The sequence below is a fragment of the Rhodopirellula sp. UBA1907 genome, from assembly GCF_002337565.1.
Classification (GTDB): Bacteria; Planctomycetota; Planctomycetia; order Pirellulales; family Pirellulaceae; genus Rhodopirellula; species Rhodopirellula europaea.
Genome location: NZ_DDGH01000098.1, coordinates 16,440 through 40,217 on the forward strand (window position 1 = coordinate 16,440; position 23,778 = coordinate 40,217).

Here is a 23,778-nt window from a genome sequence, read left to right on the forward strand (position 1 = left end):
CCTCACCCTCGCGTACGCCTGAACGGCGTCGCTCGACCTCTCCCCAAACTTCGTTTCGGGAGAGGTGCTGTACGCGAAAGCAGCCTAAATACCCGCGTCAACAAACTGGATCGCCTCGAAAACCAGGGCTGATGCCCAAACGGCTAATCCAAATGCCGCGGCCCGTTTAGAACTTGTGTCCCTTTTGGGGACCGTCCTTGGTTTGAGTCAGGATTTCTGGGCCTGATTCGGTCATCAAGATCGAATGCTCGAACTGTGCCGATGGGCGTCCGTCACGGGTTCGGACTGTCCATCCGTCCGCTTTGTCGCATTGGGTGTACCGCGATCCGGCGTTGATCATGGGCTCGATCGTGAAACACATTCCCGGGAACAACCGATCAATTCGGCTTTGGCGGTTCGGGAAGTGTGGAATCGATGGGTCCAGGTGAAACTGCTTGCCCAATCCATGACCGACATATTCGCGAACGACGGTGAATCCGCGGCCTTCGGCTTCCGGCACCACGGCTTCGCCGATCGTTGCCACTCGGCAACCGGGGGTTAGAGCGTCGATGGCCAAGTGCATGCAATCAAAGGCGCACTGGGTGACGGCTCGTTTTTCGTCGCTGACTTCGCCCAGCAAGAACGTTTCGCTTTGGTCACCGTGCCAGCCATCGACCACCGTCGTGATGTCAACGTTGATGATGTCGCCTTCTTTCAACTCGTAATCGTCCGGGATTCCGTGACAGATCACTTCGTTGACGCTGGTGCAGCAGCTCTTGGGATACTTCTGGTACCCGAGCGTGGCGGCGCGATAACCATGACCGTACGTCCAATCGTGGATCATTTGGTCGATCTTGCCCGTCGTGATTCCCGGTTTGACGTGTGGCCGAACGTAGTCCAGTAGCGCCGCATTCGCTTGGCCGGCGGCCCGCATCATGTCGCGTTGGGTTTCGGAAAGGATCAGTTTTCGTTGCTTGGTCAGCATGCTGCTAAATGGTGTCAGTTCGGATGAATTGGGGCCATCAAAGGCACGTCGCCAGCATAGCAGGTTTGAGGTGTTGGCAAACCCAAACGGCCTTGGATCCCGGCCAAGTGAGGGATCCGGGCAGGAATGATCGGTACAATCGGCGGTTTCGATCAATCCGGAACGCCCTCGGTCGGAACTTTTGTGGCCCCGAAGGGTTAGTTCGATACGGAACGAGACCATTTGCTCGTCCGATCGCTTTTCCGGCAACTATCCTGGCACCCGAGTTTCCAGGCAAACGATTTTCACTTCGCCCAGCTCGGTCCCACATCTTATCTATCGAAATGAATCGAATTGTTTCCAACGCGACGCAAGCCGCTACTGCTTGGTCAACCCGAGGATGCAACCCCACGCAAGTGGAGGCTCGCTCTTTCCGGACCGTGATTCGAAGAAGCCAGCGTGCCAAATGGGCCCTTCGCGGTGCCGCTCTGGCTGGGATGATCGTCCTGAGCTCAGGGGCACAACACGCCGCCGCCCAGGAGGCAACTGCGTCCGAAGCAGCCTCCGCAAACGCGAGCGTTGCCACGAACTCCGACAAAGAATTGCAATTCAATTTCTCAGGAGCACCTTGGGGCGATGTCCTTCGTTGGTTCTCTGAGCAAGCCGATTTGTCATTGCAGATGGATTCGGCCCCGGCTGGAACGGTGAACTTCACCGATCCGACGCAAACCTATTCCGTTGGCGAAGGCCTGGATTTGATCAACCGGCTGCTGCTCGATCGCGGCTGGGCCGTTGTTCGTCGAGGTCGCATGCTGTTGCTGGTGGACTTGGAAGCGGAGAACGCGGAAAAGCTGATCAGCGAAATGGCCGAATTGGTCACCCCGGACACGTTCGATCAACGCGGAAACAGCGACATCGTTCGTTGCGTGTTTCCTTTGGGAGGATTGTCGCCAGATGAAGCTCGCGAAGAGTTGTCACAGATCATCGGGCCTTGGGGACGCATCAATGTCTTGGCGGGAGCTCGCCAAGTCGTCGTGACGGAGACGGTCGGCAAGCTGCGTATCATCGAGACGGTTTTGTCCGCCGCCGAGGAAGCTCAATCGAGCGTCGTCGAAATTGCGCTGGAGCATCGAGCTGCGGAAGAAATTTTGGAAGTTGCGCGTCCGTTGGTTGGTCTGGAACCGGGTGAGAACCTCGGCGAAGACCTGCGTATCTCGGTTTCGTTCTACGGCGACCGAGTTTTCGCGACGGGATCGCCGGCGAAATTGTCGTTGTTGAAGAGCATCTTCACCAAAGCCGACAAGGCAATGCCCGGCAGCGAAGACGCAGAAGAAGTTGAAATTGTCAGACCCGTATTGAAAACGCACTCGGTTGCATCAGCAAACCTGCAGACCGCATTTGACGTTTTGCAAACGATGTTGGCCGGAACACCGGAAACTCGCATCGCTCTGGACACCAAGCGTGGCGTCATCGTCGCATCGGCTCGTCCCGAGACTCAGCAGTTGATCTCCGACACGATCTCGGAACTCGAAGGCGACGGAGACAACTTTGCCATCATCAACCTGCGTCGTTTGGAACCCGCCAACGCTCTGCTGACGATCAACAAGTTCTTTGGCGTGACCGAAACGGGAGGCCAGGGCCCAACGGTTGATGGAGATCCAGAAACCGGACGTCTTTGGGTTCGCGGAACAGCGGCGCAAATCGAAACGGTTAAACGTCTGATTGATGAGCTAGAAAATGATCCGTTGGCCGGTGGATTGGGTGAAAACGTTCGAGTCTTGCCAATGACCGGAACGTCTGCGAACCAAACACTTCGGCAATTGGAAAGTTTGTGGCCAATGACCGGCCGTGAGAATCGATTGCGAGTGATCGTGCCAACGTCCAATGAAGACGAACAACTGCAAGAAGACGGCCGAGACACACAACCAATCCGTCAGCAATTCCAACGCGATCTGGATCAGGAAGCGTCTTGGAATCAACGCGAATCGCACGGTAACGGTGAGTACTTGGTGCGAGCCTTCGACGAGTTGGACGTCAATGAATCGGATAGCTCGGAATCTGCGGATGACGAATCCGAAAGCGAAGTCGCCGGCCCAAAATTGCTGCAGGATGATTCTGCCAATCCACACGCTGGTGCTGAAATCGTCGTTCAAATGACTCCCGCTGGTTTGGTGATTGCATCGAAGGACAGCGAAGCTCTCGACGCCTTTGAGCAATTGCTCAGCTCCATCAGCACATCGTCAGGAATGGCCAGCGACTTGCCGACCATCTTTCGTTTGAAGTTCATCAAAGCCGAGGTGGCATCGGAATTGATCGCCAGCGTTCTCGGTGGTTCGGAATCGTCCTCGGGATCGTTGACTGAATCCGTCATGGGCGGACTCGGCGGCGGGATGCTGGGCGGTTTATTGGGCATGGGCGGCGGCGGTGGCGAAGAGGTTTCGAGCAGCCGATCGATCTTGACCAGTCGTGGCAGCGTCAACATCGTTGCCGACGGTCACTTGAACTCATTGATCGTTCAAGCCAGCCCCGCGGACCTGGAATTCATTCGGCTGGTGATCCGAGAGATCGACCAAGAGGAAAGCCCCGAGTTGGTGCGGACTGTACCACAGCCCCGGCTGATTCCGGTGATCTACCAAGAGGCTTCGGACGTTGCGACGATCGTGAAATCGGTTTTTGCTGAGAAGATGTACAAAGAGCAAAGCAGTGGTGGCGGCGGTGGCCGGCAACCTTCACCCGAAGACATCATCAACGCGTTCCGTGGTGGTCGCGGTGGACGAGGCGGCGGTGGTGGAGGAGCTGAAACACCGAAGAGCGAACCGACCAAGATCATTGTCGCAGTGGATGAACGCAGCAACGCTTTGGTTGTGACGGCGACGCCACAGGACTTTCAACAGGTCGAAGAACTGGTTGAGATTTTGGATCAACAAGGAATGGAACAAGAAGAACAAACCGTTGTCATGCCGATCGCGGGCGGCGTCCGCGCAGAAGTGTTACAACAAGCGTTGGAGTCGATGCTCGGCATCAAAGCCACCACGGCAACATCGACTAGCGGAGGTTCCAGCGGTGGATCATCCGGTTCATCTGGATCGGCACCCACCGGTTCGTCGCAGGAAGACATCCAGCGTCGTATTGAATTCTTCCGATCACGGTTCGGCGGTGGCGGCGGAACTCCAGGTGGCTTCGGCGGACGTGGGGGCACGACCGGACGTGGAGGTGGCGGAGACACAGGTCGCGGTGGTCGCGGCGGACAAACAGGCGGAGGACGAGGAAGATGATCATGCATGCTGGCGAGATTCTGCAACGACGCGGATTGCTGACGCCCCAACAATTGGAACAAAGCCGCAACGGTGACCCTCAATCGGTCGTCGACAACGCGGTGACCCTGGGGTACGTGTCGGCGCGAGATGCTCTGTCCGCGATCGCAGATGAGGTCGGCTTGGAATTTCGCGACCTTCGCACATCGGAAATTGATCTGTCCGCTTTGGAGGGATTCCCGCAAAAGCTGATCTATCGCCACTCCATGTTCCCGATCGGTTGGGACGATGGCGCTCTATTGGTTGCGACGGCAGACCCGTTTGATCTGTATCCACTCGACGAAGCCTGCGCAACGACCGGCAAAACGGTCGTACCTGTTGTTGCTGAGCGAAACGAAATCAGCCGCTTGGTGAAGAAGCACCTCGGTGTCGGTAGCGAAACAGTCGAAGGATTGGTCGCGGCGGCCGGCGACGAAGAAGTCGAATTGCTGGAGGGCATCGAGACCGACGGCAGTGAACTGTCGGAGATGGCACAGGAAGCCTCTGTCGTTCGGCTGGTCAATGAAATTTTGATCGAAGCAGTCGATTCGCGAGCCAGTGACATTCACATCGAATCGCAATCCGATGGTTTGGTCATTCGTTATCGGATCGACGGGATTCTGCATCCGCAACCGGTTCCTCCGGAGATCAATCGTTTCCAAGCGGCAATCATCAGCCGCCTGAAGATCATGGCTCGATTGAACATCGCCGAAAAGCGATTGCCTCAAGACGGTCGGATCAAACTCCGGGTTCACGGACGCGAAGTCGACATTCGTTTGAGTGTGATCCCCATGATCCACGGCGAAGGCTTGGTCATGCGTGTCCTCGACAAATCATCGATGGTGTTTGATCTTCAAGGACTTGGGATGTCCAAAGAGATCTACGATCGGTTCAGCAAACTGATCAAGTTGCCTCACGGGATCGTCTTGGTCACCGGCCCAACGGGTAGTGGTAAAACGACAACGCTTTACAGCAGCTTGCTTGAGATTCGCAGTCCGGAGAACAAGATCATCACCACGGAAGATCCGGTCGAGTATCAGCTCGATGGAATCAACCAGATCCAGGTTCACTCGAAGATCGGTCTGACGTTCGCTGCGTCGCTGCGAAGTATTCTGCGTCACGACCCTGACATCGTGCTGGTCGGGGAAATTCGTGACTTGGAAACCGCCGAAAACGCGACGCAAGCTTCATTGACCGGTCACATGGTGTTCAGCACGCTGCACACCAACGATGCCGCCGGTGCATTTACGCGGATGGTCGACATGGGCGTCGAACCGTTCTTGGTCGCCGGTACGGTCGAAGCTGTGATGGCTCAACGTCTGCTTCGGCGGTTGTGCCCTCATTGCAAGGAAGCCATCCGGCCTGATCGTGACGATTTGCCGAAGGATTTTCCTTGGGATGAGATCGCTGGCAAAGAAATCTATCGCAGCGTCGGTTGCCGTGAGTGTCGCAACGTTGGCTACTCCGGTCGTTTGGGGATCTACGAACTTCTCGTCAGCAGCGAACACATTCGCGAAATGGCTCAGAACCGCGCCAGCAGTTGGGACATTCGCCGCCAGGCGGTCAAGGAAGGCATGCGAACACTACGGATGGATGCTTGGGACAAAGTTGTCGCTGGTGTGACCAGCGTTGACGAAGTCCTTCGAGTGACGAAGGGCGAAGCTCTCTAACTCGTCCTCGCCACGGCTTTTCCTCGTCGATAAGCCTTTCACCCTCCGTTACCAAGCCCGCCTGCTTCCCGCCTTTCGACAACCATGCCAACGTTTCAATACACCGCACGAGACATGACCGGTAAGAGCGTCCAAGGATCGCTCGAAGCCGCGTCGCAGCGCGAAGCGACGTCGTTGCTAACCGGACGTGATTTGTTCCCAACCAAGATTGCGGAACAAACTTCTGGTTCGGGTTTGTCGATCTTTGGCAAGAAACGCAAGAAGGTCAAAGGCCAAATCATGGCCACCTTCTACGGCCAGCTCGCCTCGTTGCTTCGCAGCGGTGTGCCGATGATCCGTTCTTTGACGATCCTGGGCGAACAATCCAGCACGCCGGTCCTCGGTGAAGTGCTTGCCGAGATTCGTGGACGGGTCGAAGACGGTGAACCGATTGGCGACACGATGTCTCGCTATCCCGGTGTCTTCAGCGACATGGCGGTGAACATGGTTCGTGCCGGTACAGAAGGTGGTTTTCTTGAAGACGCTTTGGACCGCGTCGGTGTCTTCACTGAACTACAAGAAGACCTGAAGGGACGCACCGTCAGTGCGATGGCCTACCCGGTTTTCTTGTTCACGATCGGTAGCGTTGTCATCTCCGCGCTGTTGGTGTTCTTCGTTCCCAAGTTTGACATGCTGTTTGATCGGCTACGTCAAAAAGGTGAAATGCCCGCGATGACGGAAGCGTTGCTGAGCTTCAGCAACTTCCTTCAAGGCTACGGATGGATCCTGATCGTTTTGGCGGTTGGTTTGATTATCTTTTTCCGCCAGCAAATGCAGACCGAACGCGGGCAAGACATCTTTGACAAGGTGAAGTTGAAAGTCCCCGTGCTGGGCGACATTCTGATGAATCTTTCGGTCGCGAGATTCTGCCGTGTCTTGGGAACCTTGCTGGCCAACGGTGTTCCGATTCTGAAGTCGCTCGATATCAGTCGCACGGCGACGGGCAACCGATTGCTCAGCCAATCGATCGCGGACGCGAGTGAGAACATCCGCAGTGGTGAAAGCCTCGCGAAACCGCTTCGTCAGTCGGGCTATTTCCCCATCTCCGTGGTGGAAATGATCAGCGTCGGTGAGGAAAGCAACTCGCTCGACCGCGTGCTCCCCGAGATCGCCGACTCGCTCGAGAAACGAACGTTCCGGCGACTGGATTTGTTCGTGCGATTGCTCGAGCCGATCATGTTGCTCGTGATGGCGATTTTGGTTCTCGCCGTCGTGATGGCGTTGCTCGTGCCCGTCCTCAAAAGCAGCACCAGTCTCTAGTAAGACTGTGATTGCAAGAATTAGCCGCTTGGCGTTAGCCACGGTTTCTGTTCTTAGCCACGGTTTTGTTTAAGGAATCGTGGCCAACTCCAAACGGCTAGTGCACTGGCCGAATGTTTGTCGCCACGCGAAGTCTCCGCGTCATCGATTGTTGAGACGGCATTCCTTTCGGAAGCCGCGAGGCGTCATGCTGGTGACTTCTTTGAATGCGCGATTGAACCGACTCAGCGAATCAAAGCCGGCAGCGAATGCGATGTCGATGATTTGGTCGTTGCTCGAGATCAGCAATCGTTGAGCTTCGGCGACGCGATGACGTGTGATCAATCCATTCAGCGTCAATCCAAACGTCTTTCGAAACAGAGTCGATGCGTAGTCCGGATGAAGGTCGACGCATTCGGCGATGTCCTTGATTTGCAATCGGGATTTGAAGTTGCGAGCGATGTGACACGCCATCAATTCGGCTTTGGCAAGGTTCGGTGACGAGTTTTTCAGGCTCGCGTCTCGTGCGTCCGACGAGAGCACCGGATTCTTGCTATACGATCGAGCCAAACGCAGCAGCCTGGCTTTGAGTTCGAGTAACACGAATTCACGCGTGTTCTCCGGATCGTTCGATACGTCCGAATGCCACTGTTGAAACAGGAACTTGTCGCGAGTCGCTGTGGTTGAATCACAGTCACCTGACAACACGTTTCCTAAAATCAGTTGCGTTTGAAGGCTCTCGGGCAATCCCCATTGCAGGAACCATCCGAATGGAATCGTGATGACGTAGTAGTGCGTCACATCGCGAAACTCGACGATTTGATGCGGAACCGCGGCCCAGAACAGCGTGAGAGTGTGTGCGTCCACCGTGATCCGATTGCCACCAATCAAATACGTCAGTGACCCAGAGTCGAGAAAGTTGATCTCGATCTCGTCGTGACGGTCCGGACGCGGCATCGGTACCGGTTCCCACAGTTCACAGGTGAAACCGTAGGGGGCGAACTCAGGTCTTTGTGTGTCAAAATGTTGCATAGTCTAAGGATAGTGCAAGTCTGGCGAGCTTTCGAGGGAGAATGTGCGAATTCCTGGTGTATTGTTACTCCTGAAATTGATTTGCAACGAGAGCCCATTTTCGCTTTTCAGCTATTCGACTTCATGAACGTCGATCATCCGACCTGCTGGCGGAATCGATTGGCGCGACCCCGATAAAGTACTCCTCTTCAGATATCAGTTAGGACCTCATTGATGAGCGTAGTGAAACCCGAGTCCGTGCGTGCCGTTGCGATGACAGCGCCTGGTGCCACCGAAATGCGGACCTATCCCTATCCCACGGTGGATCACGACTCGGCCATCTTGAAAGTCGACATGTCCGGGATCTGCGGGACGGATCGGCATATCTTCAAAGGCGAAGCATCCGAGATTCGCGGAAAGTCGATCTTTCCATACGTTGGTGGTCACGAAGTGATCGGCACGATCGTCGAGATTGGCGACAACGCCGCGAAAATTTTGGACTACGACAAGCAACTGTTGCAGGTCGGTGACCGCGTCGCGATCGCCGTCGAGGTCAATTGCGGGCACTGCTACTACTGCCGCAAACACTACAACAACACAACGTGCCTGAACCAAATTCAAGCCTACGGGTTGCATCCCAACGCGGACACGCTGCCTTACTTGCGAGGTGGGTTTGCGGAGTACATTTTCATTCGGCCTGGCACACACCTGTTCAAAGTCCCCGACGAAATGTCGACTGACGTTGCCGTATTTGTGGAAGAGATGGCCGTCGCGTATCACAGTTTGGCAAGAGCCGCTGGCCCGTTTGCTCCGGTCAACGAAGGCTTTGGTCCTGGTTGCTCCGTCGCGGTGCTCGGCAACGGTCCACTCGGAATCCTTCACGGGATCATGGCGAGCATTCACGGTGCCGGTTTGCGAATCGCGACCGACTTGTCTGATTTGCGTTTGGAGAAAGCCAAGAAACTTTACGCAGACGTGACGATCAACGCATCAAAGGTTTCGACTGACGAACGGATCGCTCAGGTCCAAGAGATGACGGAAGGCGTCGGCCCCGACTTGGTGATTGAATCGGCGGGCGAACCCGAAGCGTTCATTGAAGCACTTCGAATGGTTCGAAAGGGCGGCACCGTCATCGAAGTCGGCAACTGGGTCGACCTCGGCAAACCTGTCGCTTTGGATGTGATGCGCCATATCAGTTCGAAGAACTTGCACATTCATTCCGTGTTCCACTGCGGAACCGATTGGCGGCCCGTGCTGAACATTTTGCATCAGCAATCAAATCGTTACGACTTTGCATCCTTGATCACGCATCGCTTCAGTCTGGACGAACTCGTCGACAAATTTGGAACGGTCACTGACTTTGATGAATGCTGTAAAATCGAAGTGATTCCGCACAAAAGCTGAGGTCACTTCGCGAATCCTCGTCGGCTGAATCAAACCTTTGTCGTTGCTTTCTTGCGAAGTTCGCGACGAGATTCGTCGTGTGGTTTCGCATCGCTGCAATGCGTTTGTTGCATCATCTCCACCTTTCAAACCCACTCCATCTTTCGCGAACTTCATGAAACGCACCCGATTACTCAACAGCGAGCTGTGCTATGAAATCAGCCGGCTCGGGCATACTGCATCGATCACGCTTTGCGATGCTGGTTTGCCGATCCCTTCGGGTGTGAAGCGGATTGATTTAGCAATCGAGGACGGCTATCCGACCTTCCTGCGAACGTTGGATGCAATCTTGAGCGAGCTGAAGGTGGAGGAGATCGTGATTGCTAGTGAGATGCATGACCGCAACCAATTGTTGTTTGAGCAGATGATGAAACTCTTCGAAGCTCATCTCATGGCACCGAAGATCACCGAGGTTTCTCATGTCGAATTCAAGCAACAAACAGAGGACAGTGAGGCGGTTGTTCGCACCGGAGAATGCACGCCCTATGCGAACGTGATCCTGAAATCCGGCGTTGTGTTTTGACACCGCAATCATTCCCATCAACCTTCCAGTGAGACTTCATCGATGAGCCCAGGCAAGCAACCCAACCGATTCGCGAAATGTTTATTGTGCGTGTTCGCACTGCTGATCGGTGGATGTCGCAATGAAACGAAAAACGCGGATGGTTCGGCTGACTCCGATGCTCCCAAGAGGGTTGCGGTAATTGTATCGACGCTGAACAACCCGTGGTTTGTTGTGCTCGCTGAGTCAGCCCGCGACAGTGCGATTGAGTTGGGATATGACGCGGTGGTGTTTGACTCGCAGAACGACCCCGCGAAAGAGACGGCCCATTTCGACAACGTGATCGCTTCGGGCTATTCCGCTGTCCTTTTCAATCCAACCGACGCGGACGGTTCGGTCGCGAATGTGCGTCGAGCGAAAGAGGCTGGCGTTCCGGTCTTTTGCATGGACCGAGAAATCAACGCGACGGACGTTGCGGCTTCGCAAATTCTGTCGGACAACTATTCCGGTTGCGTCGCGATTGGACAGCACTTCGTCAAAGAGGTCGGTGAGTCCGGCGAATATGCAGAATTGCTCGGTTTGGTGGGGGACAACAACACGAGGAATCGCTCCGACGGTTTCCACAGTGTGGTTGATCGCTATCCCGATCTGAAAATGGTTGCCCAACAAAGTGCAGACTTTGATCGCGCTAAAGCGCTGGAAGTCATGGAAGCCATTTTGCAAGCGAACCCAGACATCAAGGCTGTCTTTTGCGGGAACGATGCAATGGCGATGGGGGCCTATCAAGCGTTGCTAGCTGCCAACAAAGCAGAGCAAGTCAAGATCTTTGGTTTCGACGGTGCCGATGATGTGGTCGCCATGATTCACGAAGGAAAGATCACCGCAACGGGGATGCAGTTTCCAAAGCTGATGGCGAAAACCGCGGCGGAGTACGCCGATCGATATCTCAAGGGAGACCACGACCTTTTGCAAAAGGTACCGGTTGCCGTTGAGTTGGTTCACCAAGGGAATGCATCGAAGTTTGGTGACTTTGACGAAGAAGGTTCCGAGTGATTTCCCGTCAAAAAATATGGATCCCCCGCTTCGCAGTCGCAATTGGAATCTTGGTGCTCTTGTACCTGTTCCCACTATTTCGCGTCGTTTCCCTGGATGATGCGAACGAGGCGTCTGCGAAAGCATCGGCGGCGAAGTTCGATCCGATCGTGTTCGTCGATCAGTTCTGGAACGACAAATTGCTGGCGTCGAAAGCAAACGCGGTCGATGCGTTGGAGTTGGTCAATGAAATACAAGCCAACCCCGGCAAAGTCCGTCAAGCACGCGGCCGGCAGGTGGGTTTGAGTCAATCGTATTTCTTGACTGTCACCGGTGTCGGGCGAGTTGTCTCGGTCGAAAAGAACTCTGTCGGGCTTGCAATCACTGATCAATCAGATGAAGCGGAGGTGGTTTTGGAATCGGGTATTCTGTTCGGCAACACGGTCCGAGACGGGACGGGTTTGTTGGATGTCAATGAATTCCAAAACACACAAGACTTCAATGCGATTTCAACGGAATTGAATCGGCGGATCGAAGCGGATGTGTTGCCAACGTTGCGAGACATTGCCACGTCAGGCACCGAAATCGAATTCTCCGGTTGCGCGCAAGTCAGCGATGAATCCACGGATCTGAATCCTCTGCGAGTGGTCCCATTCTTCGTGGAGGCAAAATGACTGTCTCCGGTGATTTGGTTCTCGAAGCCAAGAAGATTTCCAAGCTGTTCCCGGGCGTGAAAGCCTTGGACGGAGTTGACTTGAATTTGAGGTCAGGACGTTTGACCGCGTTGCTCGGCGAAAATGGTGCGGGCAAGTCGACGCTGATGAAAATCTTGGCGGGAGTTCAACCGCCCGATGAAGGAGAATTGTTGGTGGATCGCAAGCCGGTCCAGTTCACCGGTCCGCGGCATGCTCACGATCACGGAATCGCGATGATCCACCAAGAGTTGAGCTTGGTGCCGGACTTGAGTGTTGCTGAAAACATCTTTCTCGGACGCGAACCACTTCGATTCGAAACGCTGATCGACTATTCGGAACTCAATCGGCAAGCCTCGCAGTGGCTGAAACGGTTGGAGCTGGATGTCTCACCAACGACGCCCGTACGCCGACTTCGCGTTGGACAACAACAACTGGTGGAGATCGCCCGAGCGTTGGCGGGGAATGTTCGCATCCTGATTATGGACGAACCCACGTCGGCGATCACTGATCGCGAAACGGAAGTCTTGTTTCGCTGCATCGCTGACCTGAAGAAGCAAGGCGTTGCGATTGTCTACATCACGCATCGTTTGGAAGAGCTCGAGCAGATCGCCGACGACATCGTTGTGATGCGTGATGGTTGTTTGATCGGAACAGCTGAGTTCGGCGAGTTGAGTCACGACGAAATGGTCCGCATGATGGTCGGCCGAGAGGTGAAGGTTCTTTCCAAAGAAACATCCACCAACAAACACCCGGTACTGAGCGCGGGCAACATTTCGCTGAAGCACCCGACACGCCCCGGGGACTTCTTGGTCAATGAAGTTGACTTGCACGTTTGCAAAGGGGAAGTGCTCGGCATCTTTGGATTGATGGGTGCCGGTCGAACCGAATTGCTGGAGTGTCTGTTCGGTTTGCACCCGAAGACTTCGAGCGGAAACGTGAGCATTCACGACGAATGCGCTCGCCTGAAATGTCCTGCCGATGCGATTGCACATGGTTTGGCTCTGGTCCCAGAGGACCGCAAGCACGACGGACTGGTGCTGTCGATGAGCGTCGCTGAAAACGCGAGTCTTGCAAGTCTGAAACAGGCAGAAAAGTTTGGCTTCATCGACCGAGCGAAAGAACGCGAGCACACTCGGCGGTTCGTCGAACGCTTTCGCGTAAAAACGCCATCGTTACGAGAGAAAATTGTCAACTTGAGTGGCGGGAATCAGCAGAAGGTCATCTTGGCGAAATGGTTGGCGACCGGACCCGCCGTGTTGATGTTGGACGAGCCCACACGAGGAATCGATATCCATGCGAAGAACGAGATTTACACTTTGATTGATGAACTGACGACGGACGGATTGGCTGTGATCATGGTTTCGTCGGAGCTGCCCGAAGTGATGGCGGTTTCGGACCGGATTTTGGTGATGTGCGAAGGACGTGCGACACAAGAATTCGATCGGGCGGAGGCCACCGAGGAGGCCATCCTGCAAGCCGCTCTGCCGAAAAGGACGTCGATTCCATGTTAGAGCACAAACGAGAACACCTCGCGAAATTTCAGTCGCTGATCGCATTGGCGGTGATGCTGATCGCGATGAGTTTGTTATCCGATAGCTTCTTCACGCCCGAGAACGGCCTGAATATCCTGCGGCAAATTTCAGTCAACCTGAGTCTTTCCATTGGGATGACTTTGATCATCTTGACCGGCGGAATCGACTTGTCCGTCGGAGCGATCCTGGCTTTGTCCGGTGCCGTCGCCGCTGGGTTGCTGAAGAACGGAATCGTGATTGAACCGCTCGGCGTGAAACTGCAGTTCACCGTTATCGGTTCGATCGTGTCCGGGCTATTGGTTGGATCCGCAGCGGGATTGTTCAACGGAGTCGCGGTGACGCGATTCAAGCTGCCGCCGTTTGTGGCGACTCTGGGCATGTTCAGCATCGCTCGCGGATTGACCATGCTGTGGACCGGGGGATTTCCGGTCACGGGGCTTGGTTCATCGTTCGGCTACATCGGTACGGGAGTGCTTCTTGGAATCCCGGTGCCCGTTTGGATCACCGGCGGATTGGTCGGCGTGTTTGTGGCTCTGACAAGGACAACTCGCTTTGGACGCCATGTGTACGCCGTGGGGGGCAACGAAAGGGCGTCTTTGTTGACTGGTTTGCCCGTCGATCGGATCAAAATTGCTGTGTACACGCTGGGAGGCTTGCTGGCCGGCGTGGCAGGACTGATCGTCACGGCTCGCTTGGATTCTGCACAACCCAATGCTGGATTGGGGTACGAACTCGATTCCATCGCCGCCGTCGTAATCGGTGGAACATCGCTGTCGGGCGGCCGAGGCAGTGTCATGGGCACGGTTCTCGGTTGTCTGATCATCGGTGTGTTGAACAACGGTTTGTTTCTGCTAAACGTTTCCCCTTTTTGGCAACAAGTGGTCAAGGGCTTTGTGATCCTTGCCGCCGTTGCCGTCGACCGCATGAGTCAAAGGGATCGCTAGCATGAACAACGCCCAAACCACTCGACCGAAAATCACCGTCGTCGGATCCGCCAACGTCGATCTCACCTTCCGCACGCCACGGCTTCCCGTTCCTGGTGAAACGTTCGCGGGACATTCGTTGCATCAAGGAATGGGTGGTAAAGGTGCCAACCAAGCCGTCGTTGCAGCGCGACTCGGTGCGGACGTTTCATTTGTCGCTCGAGTTGGGAACGATGGTTTCGCAACTCAGGCCATTGATGCGTACAAGAACGACGGTATCAACACCAATTTCATTCGTCACTCCAAAGACCAACCGACCGGCACGGCTGCCATTCTTGTCGATGATGAGGCCGAGAATTGCATCATCGTGGTCGCGGGCGCCAACGCGGAGTTGTGCGCGGATGACGTCCGCTCCGCCAAGACAGCGATCGAAGCAGCCGACGTTGTGATCTGTCAGTTGGAGACGCCGGTGGAGGCTGCGATCGAAGCGTTCAAGATCGCTCGTGCGGCCAACGTGCTGACGATGCTTACACCGGCACCAGCCAAGCTTGTCACAGATGAGTTGCTCGCGTTGAGTGATGCATGCGTTCCCAACAAAACGGAGATTGCCGCAATCACGGGCAACGCGGTCGAGACAGAAGCTGATTGTGTTTTGGCCGCCCAAACACTGATGCAGCGAGGCGTTCGGCAGGTTGCACTGACGATGGGCGGCGAGGGCGTTCTGACTCTCGACCATTCCGGGATGTCTCGAATTCCGGCGACGCAGGTCAAAGCGGTCGACACGACCGGCGCAGGCGATGCCTTCACCGGTGCATTGGCAGTCTCGCTCGCCGAAGGTTTGCCTTTGTCCGACGCTGCCAGCCGCGCGGCATTCGTTGCTGCCATCTCGGTGACACGCATCGGGACGCAAACATCCTTTCCGTCGCTCGATGAAGTCAATGGTTGGAATCAACCCGAGGAGACCAAATGAACATCGCTTTGAGAATCCTCCTTACCGCCGCCTTTGCATTGCCGTGTGCCTTTGCCGGTGCGGAATCGCCGCCGAAAGCGCGAATGGTCGTGTTGACCGACATCGAAGCCGACCCCGATGACACTCAGTCGCTCGTCCGTCTGCTGTTGTACTCAAACTTGATCGATATCGAAGCGATCGTTGCCACGACTTCCGTCCACCAGAAAGATCGCATCGCACCAGAGTCCATTCGGCGCGTCATCGAAGCTTACGCCAACATCCAACCCAACCTGTTGAAGCACGAGGCCGACTTCCCAACAGCCCAATCGTTGCTCGACCTGGTTACCGAAGGGTTACCACTTTACGGAATGAAGGGCGTCGGCGACGACAAAGATTCGCCTGGGTCGAGCCGCATCATCGAACTGCTGGATAACGATGACGATCGACCGCTTTGGATCTCCGTTTGGGGCGGCCCGAATACGCTGGCTCAGGCATTGTTCCGAATTCGCGAAACACGTTCGCCGGAGCAAACTGTCCGGCTGGTGAAGAAGTTGCGTATGTACACGATTTCCGATCAAGACGATTCGGGCATCTGGTTGCGAAACGAATTTCCCAATCTGCAATACATCGTCAGCCCTGGGCGTTACGAGCATTCGACTTGGGGAGCAATCAATCAAGTCATTGACGGGATCGACAATACAACGATTAGCAACGAATGGTTCGCCACCAATATCCAGCAATCTCACGGTCCCCTCGGAGCCGCCTACCCTGACGTCGCTTGGGGAGTCGAAGGCGATACGCCCGCCTATCTCGGCCTGATTCCCAACGGACTGAATGTTCCCGAGCGGCCGGATTGGGGCGGGTGGGGCGGACGGTATGAACTGTCCCAACCAACCGATGAAGAAATCCAAGTCGGCCGCGAAGTTCAGGGCGGCGTTCCGATCAAGCCAGAAACCCGAACGATTTGGACGAACGCCGACGATACGTATCGACCTCGCGTTTTTCGCGAGTACGGGCGTGCCGAACGTCCCGACGACGAGGCTCACACGGGCAATCGGGTCACCTTGTGGCGATGGCGTGACGATTTCCAGAACGATTTCGCGGCTCGCATGGATTGGTGTCTATCAAGCTACGAAGACGCCAACCATCCGCCCGTCCCTGCGCTCTCTCATCCAGAAACATTCACCGTTGATTCCGGCGAAGCATTCAGGCTCGACGCCGGCGGAACGACGGACCCGGACGGTGACAGCTTGAGCTTCACCTGGATGCAGTACCCCGAAGCGGGTTCGTCGTCCGACATCAAAGTCGACTTTGGAATCTTTCCCGAGAACGTCTACCAAGTGAACCGTGTTGCTCCAGAGGTGAGCGATACAGAAACGATGCACTTCATCTTAAAAGTCACTGACAAAGGATTGCCGCCGTTGACTCGTTACAAGCGAGTCATCGTGACCGTTCAGCCATCGAAGTAGTTTTCCCACTTTCCCCACACAGTGAAAACACACATGAACCAGTCCACACTTTCTCGAGTGTTTGCGATTCTTCTGGTCTTCGGACTCAGTTCCCAAACGCAAGCCGAACAACTCAAGCCACGTATGCTTGTCCTCACGGACGTGTCCACGTGGGAGACCGACGACCACGAGTCACTGATTCGCCTGATGGCACACGCGGATCTTTTCGAAATCGAAGGGATCGTTATCTCGACCGGTTACAGCGTCAAAACGCTGAACAAGTCACCTGAGAACGGCTTCATCGACATCGCACGTGGCGTCGTTGATGCCTACGAAAAGGACTTGCCCAATTTGATGAAGCGTTCCGGTCAAACCGGCCACGAGCACGACGGCGGAAAACAGGCGATCGGATACTGGCCAAGTGCGCAGTACCTTCGCGAACGCATCATGTTGGGCAGCATGAATCGCGGAAAGAAGTTCATCGGCGATGACAACGGTTCACCCGGAAGTGAGTTGCTGATCGCGCAAGCCGACGAAGAGGACGATCGTCCATTGTGGATCGGAATTTGGGGCGGGGGAAACACCCTGGCCCAATCGATCTATCAAGTCCAAAAAGATCGGTCAGCAGAAGAGGCCAAAACGTTCCTGAGCAAACTGCGTGCGTACGCGATCACGGATCAAGATCGCAACTACAAAGGCGAAGGGCTCGAGGTGAGTTCACACGGTTGGATCTACGAACAAACCGGTGATGACTTGCTGTTCATCTGGGACGAAGCCGCTTGGAAGGGACACAACTCAATCGGAAAGAGCAATTGGGGCGAGTACGCGAAACACATTCAGGGTCACGGCAACCTTGGCAGTCAGTACCCGAAATACAAGTTCGGAGTCGAAGGCGACACGCCCGCGTTCCTGTATCTCATGCCCAACGGGCTCAATGATCCTGAAGATCCAACGCAATCGAGTTGGGGCGGGAATTTTGTGAAGAAGGACGGCGGGCTATGGCGTGAAGCGAGCACATGTGCGTCGAACTTCGAGCAAACGTATCCGGCGGCATTCAATAACTTCGCCGCACGGATGGACTGGGCAAAGGAAGGCAAAGGCAACCGCAATCCAAATCTCGTTCTCGATGGAGATGCCGGGCTGAACGTCCTAAGAAAGACGCCTGGTCCAGGCACCTCAGTAACGCTCGACGCCTCAAAAACCACGGATCCCGACGGAGACAACTTGCAATTCAAATGGTGGGTTCAAAGCGACGCGGGAACCTACGAGGGTGAAATCGAAATCGCCGACAGTACGTCAAGCGCGGCAACAATCCAGATTCCCGCCGACGCTGCCGGACGCAGCTTTCATGTCATCTGCGAAGTCACCGACGATGGGACTCACAACCTGAGTAGCTATCGACGCGTCGTCTTCCAACCGACGGGCGAAATGGTGGCGACCACCAACCAGAAAAACACTTCGCTTGCCGACTGGCTGAGAACCTACATTCCTGACGCTTACCCGGGCACGGACATCGTTGCCCACGGTGGTGGAGCGTGGTTCCAGGCGAAGCTCGCGGAGCCGCAATTGATCGTCAGCTGGGCGAACTGGAAAGAAGAAGTCCTTTCTTTGAAGGACGTGGAAGCTCACAGCCTGACCGAAGGCGAGTCCATCTTTGTTGACAAGACAGAGACGTCCGATTGGGCCGACCATGCCAACGTGACTTTCTACGATGGAGTGGGCTACTACATCGATGGCTACGAAGCCTCAGCCATGTCCGGATGGGACGTCGCTAAGAGCACGATCATTCAGTTCACTGGCGACTCGGACACGTTTGTCGCAGAGATGGCGGAAGCGAAAGCAGAAGGATCGTTTACTGCACCGGTTCCAAAAAGCGTAGACAAGCAATCCGACGACACAAAACTTGCGGACTGGCTGAGAAGCTACATCCCTGAGAAACACGCGGACGCCGAAGTCATTGCCCACGGCGGTGGAGCGTGGTTCCAAGCAAAGATCACAGAGCCGAATTTGATCGTCAGTTGGGCGGACTGGAAAGAAGAAGTTCTTTCATTGAAGGACGTGGAAGCACACAGCCTGACCGAAGGCGAGTCCATCTTTGTTGACAAGACAGAGGCGTCCGATTGGGCCGACCATGCCAACGTGACTTTCTACGAAGGAGTGGGTTACTACATCGATGGCTACGAAGCCTCAGCCATGTCCGGATGGGACGTCGCTAAGAGCACGATCATTCAGTTCACAGGCGAGTCGGACACGTTTGTCGCAGAGATGGCGGAAGCGAAAGCAGACAGCTCCGCCGCTGCACCGAAACCTGCGCCGGCGAAAGAGAGCGTTTCCTTCAAACAATGGTTGTACGAGTACCTTCCGACGCAGTATCCCAACGCGGAAATGATCGACCACACTTATTGGTTGCAAGGAAAAATCGGCAATGGCATCTCCGTGAACTGGACCGAATGGACAGATAACGATTCGACGTTGAAGGCCATGGAAGCTCACAATCTGACGGCTGGCAAGTCGATGTTCATCGAGCAAAAAGGCAACAAGAAACAAGACTGGGCTGACAACCCAAATGTCACCTACTACGAGGGAGCCGGTTACTACATTTCGGGCTACGACCCCGCCACGATGGGAGAATGGGATGGCAAAGGGCTGTCCGTGATTCAGTTCGATGGTGATTCGAGTGACGTAGCGAAGACGATCGCCGAGGGTTGGTCGGGAGATGCGAAATCCACCCCCGTCCCATCGAAAGCTTCGCAAACGAAAGAACCCAGTGGAGAGCCCTCGGCAGGCACGCCTTACTCGCCCTTCCCTTCCAACGTCGTCGTAACGAAAGTCAAACACTTCGACAACATGTGCTGGAAGATCGCTGCCGCTGGCGGAACGTGGTACTTCGAGAACGGCGAAACCGGCGGAAAGACAGGTTTCAGCAGCGCGTTTGACCAAGCTGGCAACGATTGGATCGGGAACGACGCCGACCGTGGTTACAACAAATCATCCGCGAGCGGCGGACGACACGAGTACCGAGGCTGGCCAAACTTTGGCAATGGAAACTTCAATCACCCGCAACGTAGCAGTGGCTCCAAATCTTGGTGGGTCGACGCGAGCGGAAACGCGGTCGCGTTCGATGAAAAGCTTGAAGGCGATCACCTGATCATGCGATCGTCTAACGCCAAGTACGAGGTTGAGTATCACTTTTTCCCGTCGCACGCCGCGATCAAAGTTCTGAAGGCCGCCGACAAATACGCGTTTCTGTACGAGGGTCCGATTGGTGGCGAGCAAGATGCTTCGGTCGAGAAGGACTTCTACGTTCTCAAAGACGGCAAGCACCGCGAATGCAAAGAAGGGGGATTGGGTTACCTGGAATCGGAGTTCGGCAACAAGTTTCCATCACCGTTCTTTTACCTCGAAGACAGCGATCCGAAAGACACGCAAGTTTGGTACGCCGGCGTCAAGAACGCGGGCCCCGAGTCGGCCGGCGACGAAGGCTGGCGTCAAGGCAGCAACATGGTGATCTTCAGTTTCGGTCGCGACGAAGACAAACGAGCTTACACCGGAACCGACGCGGTTTGCGTGTTCGGATTTCAACCAAAGGGATCGCACGAGCACATCGCCAGCTTCATCGAAGCGCGTCTCGAATCACCGTTTGCCGCTGCCGAAGCTAAAGCCAACCCGGCGCCCGCGAATGCCGGTGCCTCAAGTGCTTCTGAAAGCACTTACACGAAACCGCGAATGATCGTCACCACGGACCTGGGAGCCGATCCGGACGACGAACAATCTCTGGTGCGGATGCTTGTCTGTGCGAATGAGTTCGACATCGAAGGCTTGGTCGTGTCGACGGGCTGTTGGAAAAAGAAGCAGAGCAATACCAACATGCTGGACAAGATCGTCGATGCCTACGGCGAATGCTACGACAACTTGAAAGTTCACGCCGAAGGGTTTCCAACGCCCGAATACTTGCGTTCGATTTCCGTGATGGGACAGCTTGGCTATGGCATGAGCGATGTAGGCGACGGCAAAGACTCACTCGGTTCCGACATGATTATCGCATCGGCCGATAGGGACGACCCGCGTCCGATATGGGTCGGCGGTTGGGGCGGCACGAACAATGTGGCCCAAGCGATCTGGACAGTCAGCAAGACTCGGTCGAAGGAGGACCTGGAAAAATTCCTCGCCAAACTTCGCGTCTACGACATCCTAGGCCAAGACGATGCCGGTGCTTGGATCGCGAAGAACTATCCGCAAGTGTTCTACATCCGAGCGACCAAAGTCTACGGCTGGCAACCACCCAAGAACGGCGATTACCAAAAGAACGACATCCAAAGTCATGGTCCGCTCGGTGCTCTCTACCCCGATACCAAATGGGCGACCGAAGGTGACACGCCGGCGTACATGCACATCTACCCAACCGGTCTGAACGATCCTGATCAGATCGACCAAGGTGGCTGGGGCGGTCGATTCAGCTTCAAAAAGAAGACCGGCATCAAGAGCATGTCGGGAGTCAAAGGCGAGGAACGAAAGTTTGATCCCTACGAAATGTGGGGCAACACATCCGACGGAACGGGGGCGATCAAACGCTGGAGCAAAGGATACAACAACGATTTCGCTGCTCGCATGGACTGGAGCATCACAAGCAAATTCTCCGAAGCAAACCATCATCCAGTCGCCATCCTGAATGGTGACACGACACGAGACGTGCTGGAACTATCCGTCGCGTCGGGTGAATCAGTTTCGCTGAGCGCCGCGGGTACCGACGATCCCGACAACGATTCGATCACCTATTCGTGGTCGATCTACGAAGAACCGGCCACGTACAAGGGCGCCGTTGCGATCGACGGACCTTCCGACCCGACAGCCAAAATATCCGTTCCGGCAGATGCGAGTGGCAAAAATATCCATGTCATCCTGGAAGTTCACGACGACGGAACGCCAAACCTCTACGCATATCGCCGAATGATCCTCAACGTCAAATAGTCCCTATTCGCCCACTAAGAGATTTCTACCATGAATGTTTCAACTTCGTTGCGGCAATTGGCTTCGTCCAGCATCGCGATCGTATTCTTGGCAATGCCGCTTGCTGCACAGGACACGACAAAAGACTCGAGCGGAGCTCCATTGTCCGTTGCGACGCCCGATGGCTACGCGACGCAGAACGGCGGAACCACCGGTGGTGGCGAGGCGCAACCGATCACGGTGTCGACCGCTGAAGCATTCAAATCGGCTGTCTCAGGTGAAAAGCCTGCAGTCGTCGTGGTCGAAGGCCAATTCGAAATTGGAAGCGTCAACGTTGGGCCAAACAAAACGATCATGGGCGCCGACGTGAACGCTGGGCTTTCTGGCGGAACGCTGAAGATCAAAGAAGACAACGTCATTATCCAGAATTTGACGTTCGGGCCGTCTGACGGTGACGCCATGGAAGTGTCGGGGGCTAAGAACGTCTTCATCACCAAGTGCGCATTTCACGACAGCAGCGATGAGCTTTGTTCCGTGGTTCGAGAGTCCGACTTCGTGACGATCTCTTGGTGCAAATTCTATTTCGACGAGACTCACGGTCATGCGTTCGGCGGACTGATCGGCAACCGCGACGACCGTGAATCGGACCGGGGAAAGTTGCACGTCACGATGCACCACAATTGGTATGCCGAAGGAGTGCGAGGGAGGATGCCAAGAGTCCGCTTCGGACACGTTCACCTATACAACAACTACTACAACAGTCCAGACAGCGGATACTGCATCGGAACCGGCTTTGAATGCCACATTCGGCTGGAGAATTCCTGTTTTGAAAACGTCAAAACGCCATGGCGAGAGCAGAAGATCGGTGCCCTCGAAAGCGACGGCGAAATTGGCTGGCAAAACCTAGCCTTCCAAGGTTGCGAGGTACCCACCTACATCGAAAACAAGTTTCCCGTTTTCAAACCTGCCTACGCCTTTCAAGCAGACAAAGTAAACGACGTGAAAGGACTGGTCACTGACCCGAATTGCGGCGCGGGCAACTGCTTGCCTCACGGTGAGTCTTCCGATGCCGACGTGGACGATGAAAATGTCGATTCGACAAAGCCACGCGTTGTCATGATGTCCGACTTTCCGCCGATCGGTGTTGTCAAAGGCGGCAACGTGCCGAACACGATGAAGAGCGATCCCGATGACATGCAGTCGATCGTTCGTTTCCTGCTGTATTCAAACGAGTTGGAAGTCGAGGCACTGATCGCATCCGCTGGCACGTTCGCGATGGAGGCACACAAGAAAAATATTCTTGAGGTGCTGGACGAGTACGAAAAAGTTCACGCAAATCTAAAAACTCACGATGCCGACTACCCAACCGCTGATCATCTGCGCTCGATCACGTTCGAGGGCAAGGCAAACAACCACGGTGTGAACGTTAAATGGGGACGCAACAAACAACCTTGGTCAGACATCATGGGCGAGGGGCTCGATAGCGAGGCTTCCAACGCGATCATCAAGATCGTGGACCGTCCCGATCCGCGGCCGGTTTGGATCAGCGTTTGGGGTGGCCCCCGCGAAGTGGCCCAAGCGATCTGGGACGTGAAAAACACACGCAGCGAAGCTGAACTCAAGAAGTTCATCAGCAAGCTTCGGATCTTTCTGATTGCTTATCAAGACGCGACGCACGGCTGGTTGATGGACGAGTTTCCTGATCTGTTCATCATCGATTCTCGCAAGACGTACCAAGGCATGTTTGGAGGTCGCGACCCGCTTTCAAATCTCGATTGGGTCAACAAACACATTCGCCATGACCACGGACCACTCTGCGATGTCTACCCGCACGAAGGCATGGGCTGCACGGGTGTCTGCGAAGGTGATTCGCCAGCGTTCATGCACTTGATCAGCGAACTCCGTGGGCTGAACGATTCCGAAGACCCAACGCAGCCCAGTTGGGGCGGCCAATACAAACGTAAGCCGGGAACAAACCACTATGTCGACGGTCCCGGTGGTTCGAGTATTTCGCGATGGCGAAAAGACTACCAAGCGGAGTTCAAAGAACGAGCCGATTGGTGCGTTGAACGAGGTGATGGTTCGGACGCGTCAGGCTCGAAGGAGTAGGGC

General features: G+C 55.2%; 15 protein-coding genes. 13 read left to right on the forward strand and 2 right to left on the reverse strand.

Annotated features, from left to right (window positions below):
* Positions 1–166 precede the first annotated feature (166 nt).
* The gene (gene map, locus B2R17_RS23675) at positions 167–964 is read right to left on the reverse strand and encodes a type I methionyl aminopeptidase (protein ID WP_008660853.1); all 798 of its coding nucleotides are present in this window, start codon (positions 962–964) and stop codon (positions 167–169) included.
* 323 nt (positions 965–1,287) lie between these two features.
* Here map and B2R17_RS23680 point away from each other — a divergent pair, with 323 nt between their 5' ends.
* The 3 genes from B2R17_RS23680 to B2R17_RS23690 all read left to right on the forward strand — a co-directional run bounded on the left by B2R17_RS23680 (position 1,288) and on the right by B2R17_RS23690 (position 7,205).
* Positions 1,288–4,218, forward strand: a complete 2,931-nt coding sequence (locus B2R17_RS23680; RefSeq protein ID WP_286765956.1) for a secretin N-terminal domain-containing protein — start codon at positions 1,288–1,290, stop codon at positions 4,216–4,218.
* Positions 4,215–5,906, forward strand: coding sequence for a GspE/PulE family protein (locus B2R17_RS23685; RefSeq protein ID WP_008660850.1), 1,692 nt, complete (start codon positions 4,215–4,217; stop codon positions 5,904–5,906). The genes B2R17_RS23680 and B2R17_RS23685 overlap by 4 nt, the downstream gene beginning before the upstream one ends.
* An 84-nt stretch (positions 5,907–5,990) precedes the next feature.
* On the forward strand, positions 5,991–7,205 hold the full coding sequence (locus tag B2R17_RS23690) for a type II secretion system F family protein (protein ID WP_007328284.1): 1,215 nt from the start codon (positions 5,991–5,993) through the stop codon (positions 7,203–7,205).
* Positions 7,206–7,346: 141 nt separating this feature from the next.
* Here the strand turns inward: B2R17_RS23690 and B2R17_RS23695 are convergent, their stop codons facing one another.
* A complete protein-coding gene (locus B2R17_RS23695; protein WP_390175928.1) occupies positions 7,347–8,141 on the reverse strand; it encodes a helix-turn-helix domain-containing protein in 795 nt (264 codons plus the stop codon).
* 288 nt (positions 8,142–8,429) lie between these two features.
* On the opposite strand from B2R17_RS23695, the gene B2R17_RS23700 reads away from it, so the two are divergent.
* The 10 genes from B2R17_RS23700 to B2R17_RS23745 all read left to right on the forward strand — a co-directional run bounded on the left by B2R17_RS23700 (position 8,430) and on the right by B2R17_RS23745 (position 23,775).
* On the forward strand, positions 8,430–9,599 hold the full coding sequence (locus tag B2R17_RS23700; protein WP_286765957.1) for a zinc-dependent alcohol dehydrogenase: 1,170 nt from the start codon (positions 8,430–8,432) through the stop codon (positions 9,597–9,599).
* Positions 9,600–9,753: 154 nt separating this feature from the next.
* Positions 9,754–10,161, forward strand: a complete 408-nt coding sequence (gene rbsD / locus B2R17_RS23705; protein ID WP_037252698.1) for a D-ribose pyranase — start codon at positions 9,754–9,756, stop codon at positions 10,159–10,161.
* Between the two features lie 42 nt (positions 10,162–10,203).
* Positions 10,204–11,193, forward strand: coding sequence for a D-ribose ABC transporter substrate-binding protein (locus B2R17_RS23710; protein ID WP_099263223.1), 990 nt, complete (start codon positions 10,204–10,206; stop codon positions 11,191–11,193).
* A gap of 53 nt (positions 11,194–11,246) precedes the next feature.
* The gene (locus B2R17_RS23715; protein ID WP_286765958.1) at positions 11,247–11,846 is read left to right on the forward strand and encodes a DUF2291 family protein; all 600 of its coding nucleotides are present in this window, start codon (positions 11,247–11,249) and stop codon (positions 11,844–11,846) included.
* Positions 11,843–13,378: a sugar ABC transporter ATP-binding protein gene (locus B2R17_RS23720; protein WP_286765959.1), complete on the forward strand. Its 1,536-nt coding sequence runs from the start codon at positions 11,843–11,845 to the stop codon at positions 13,376–13,378. Before B2R17_RS23715 ends, B2R17_RS23720 begins: the two co-directional genes overlap by 4 nt.
* On the forward strand, positions 13,372–14,343 hold the full coding sequence (locus tag B2R17_RS23725; RefSeq protein WP_286765960.1) for an ABC transporter permease: 972 nt from the start codon (positions 13,372–13,374) through the stop codon (positions 14,341–14,343). The genes B2R17_RS23720 and B2R17_RS23725 overlap by 7 nt, the downstream gene beginning before the upstream one ends.
* A gap of 1 nt (position 14,344) precedes the next feature.
* Positions 14,345–15,292, forward strand: a complete 948-nt coding sequence (gene rbsK, locus B2R17_RS23730; RefSeq protein WP_286765961.1) for a ribokinase — start codon at positions 14,345–14,347, stop codon at positions 15,290–15,292.
* Positions 15,289–16,740: a DUF1593 domain-containing protein gene (locus tag B2R17_RS23735; protein ID WP_286765962.1), complete on the forward strand. Its 1,452-nt coding sequence runs from the start codon at positions 15,289–15,291 to the stop codon at positions 16,738–16,740. Before rbsK ends, B2R17_RS23735 begins: the two co-directional genes overlap by 4 nt.
* Positions 16,741–16,773: 33 nt before the next feature.
* A complete protein-coding gene (locus B2R17_RS23740; RefSeq protein ID WP_286765963.1) occupies positions 16,774–21,687 on the forward strand; it encodes a nucleoside hydrolase-like domain-containing protein in 4,914 nt (1,637 codons plus the stop codon).
* 30 nt (positions 21,688–21,717) lie between these two features.
* Entirely contained in the window at positions 21,718–23,775 is a 2,058-nt protein-coding gene (locus tag B2R17_RS23745) for a nucleoside hydrolase-like domain-containing protein (protein WP_286765964.1), read from the forward strand.
* Positions 23,776–23,778: the final 3 nt, after the last annotated feature.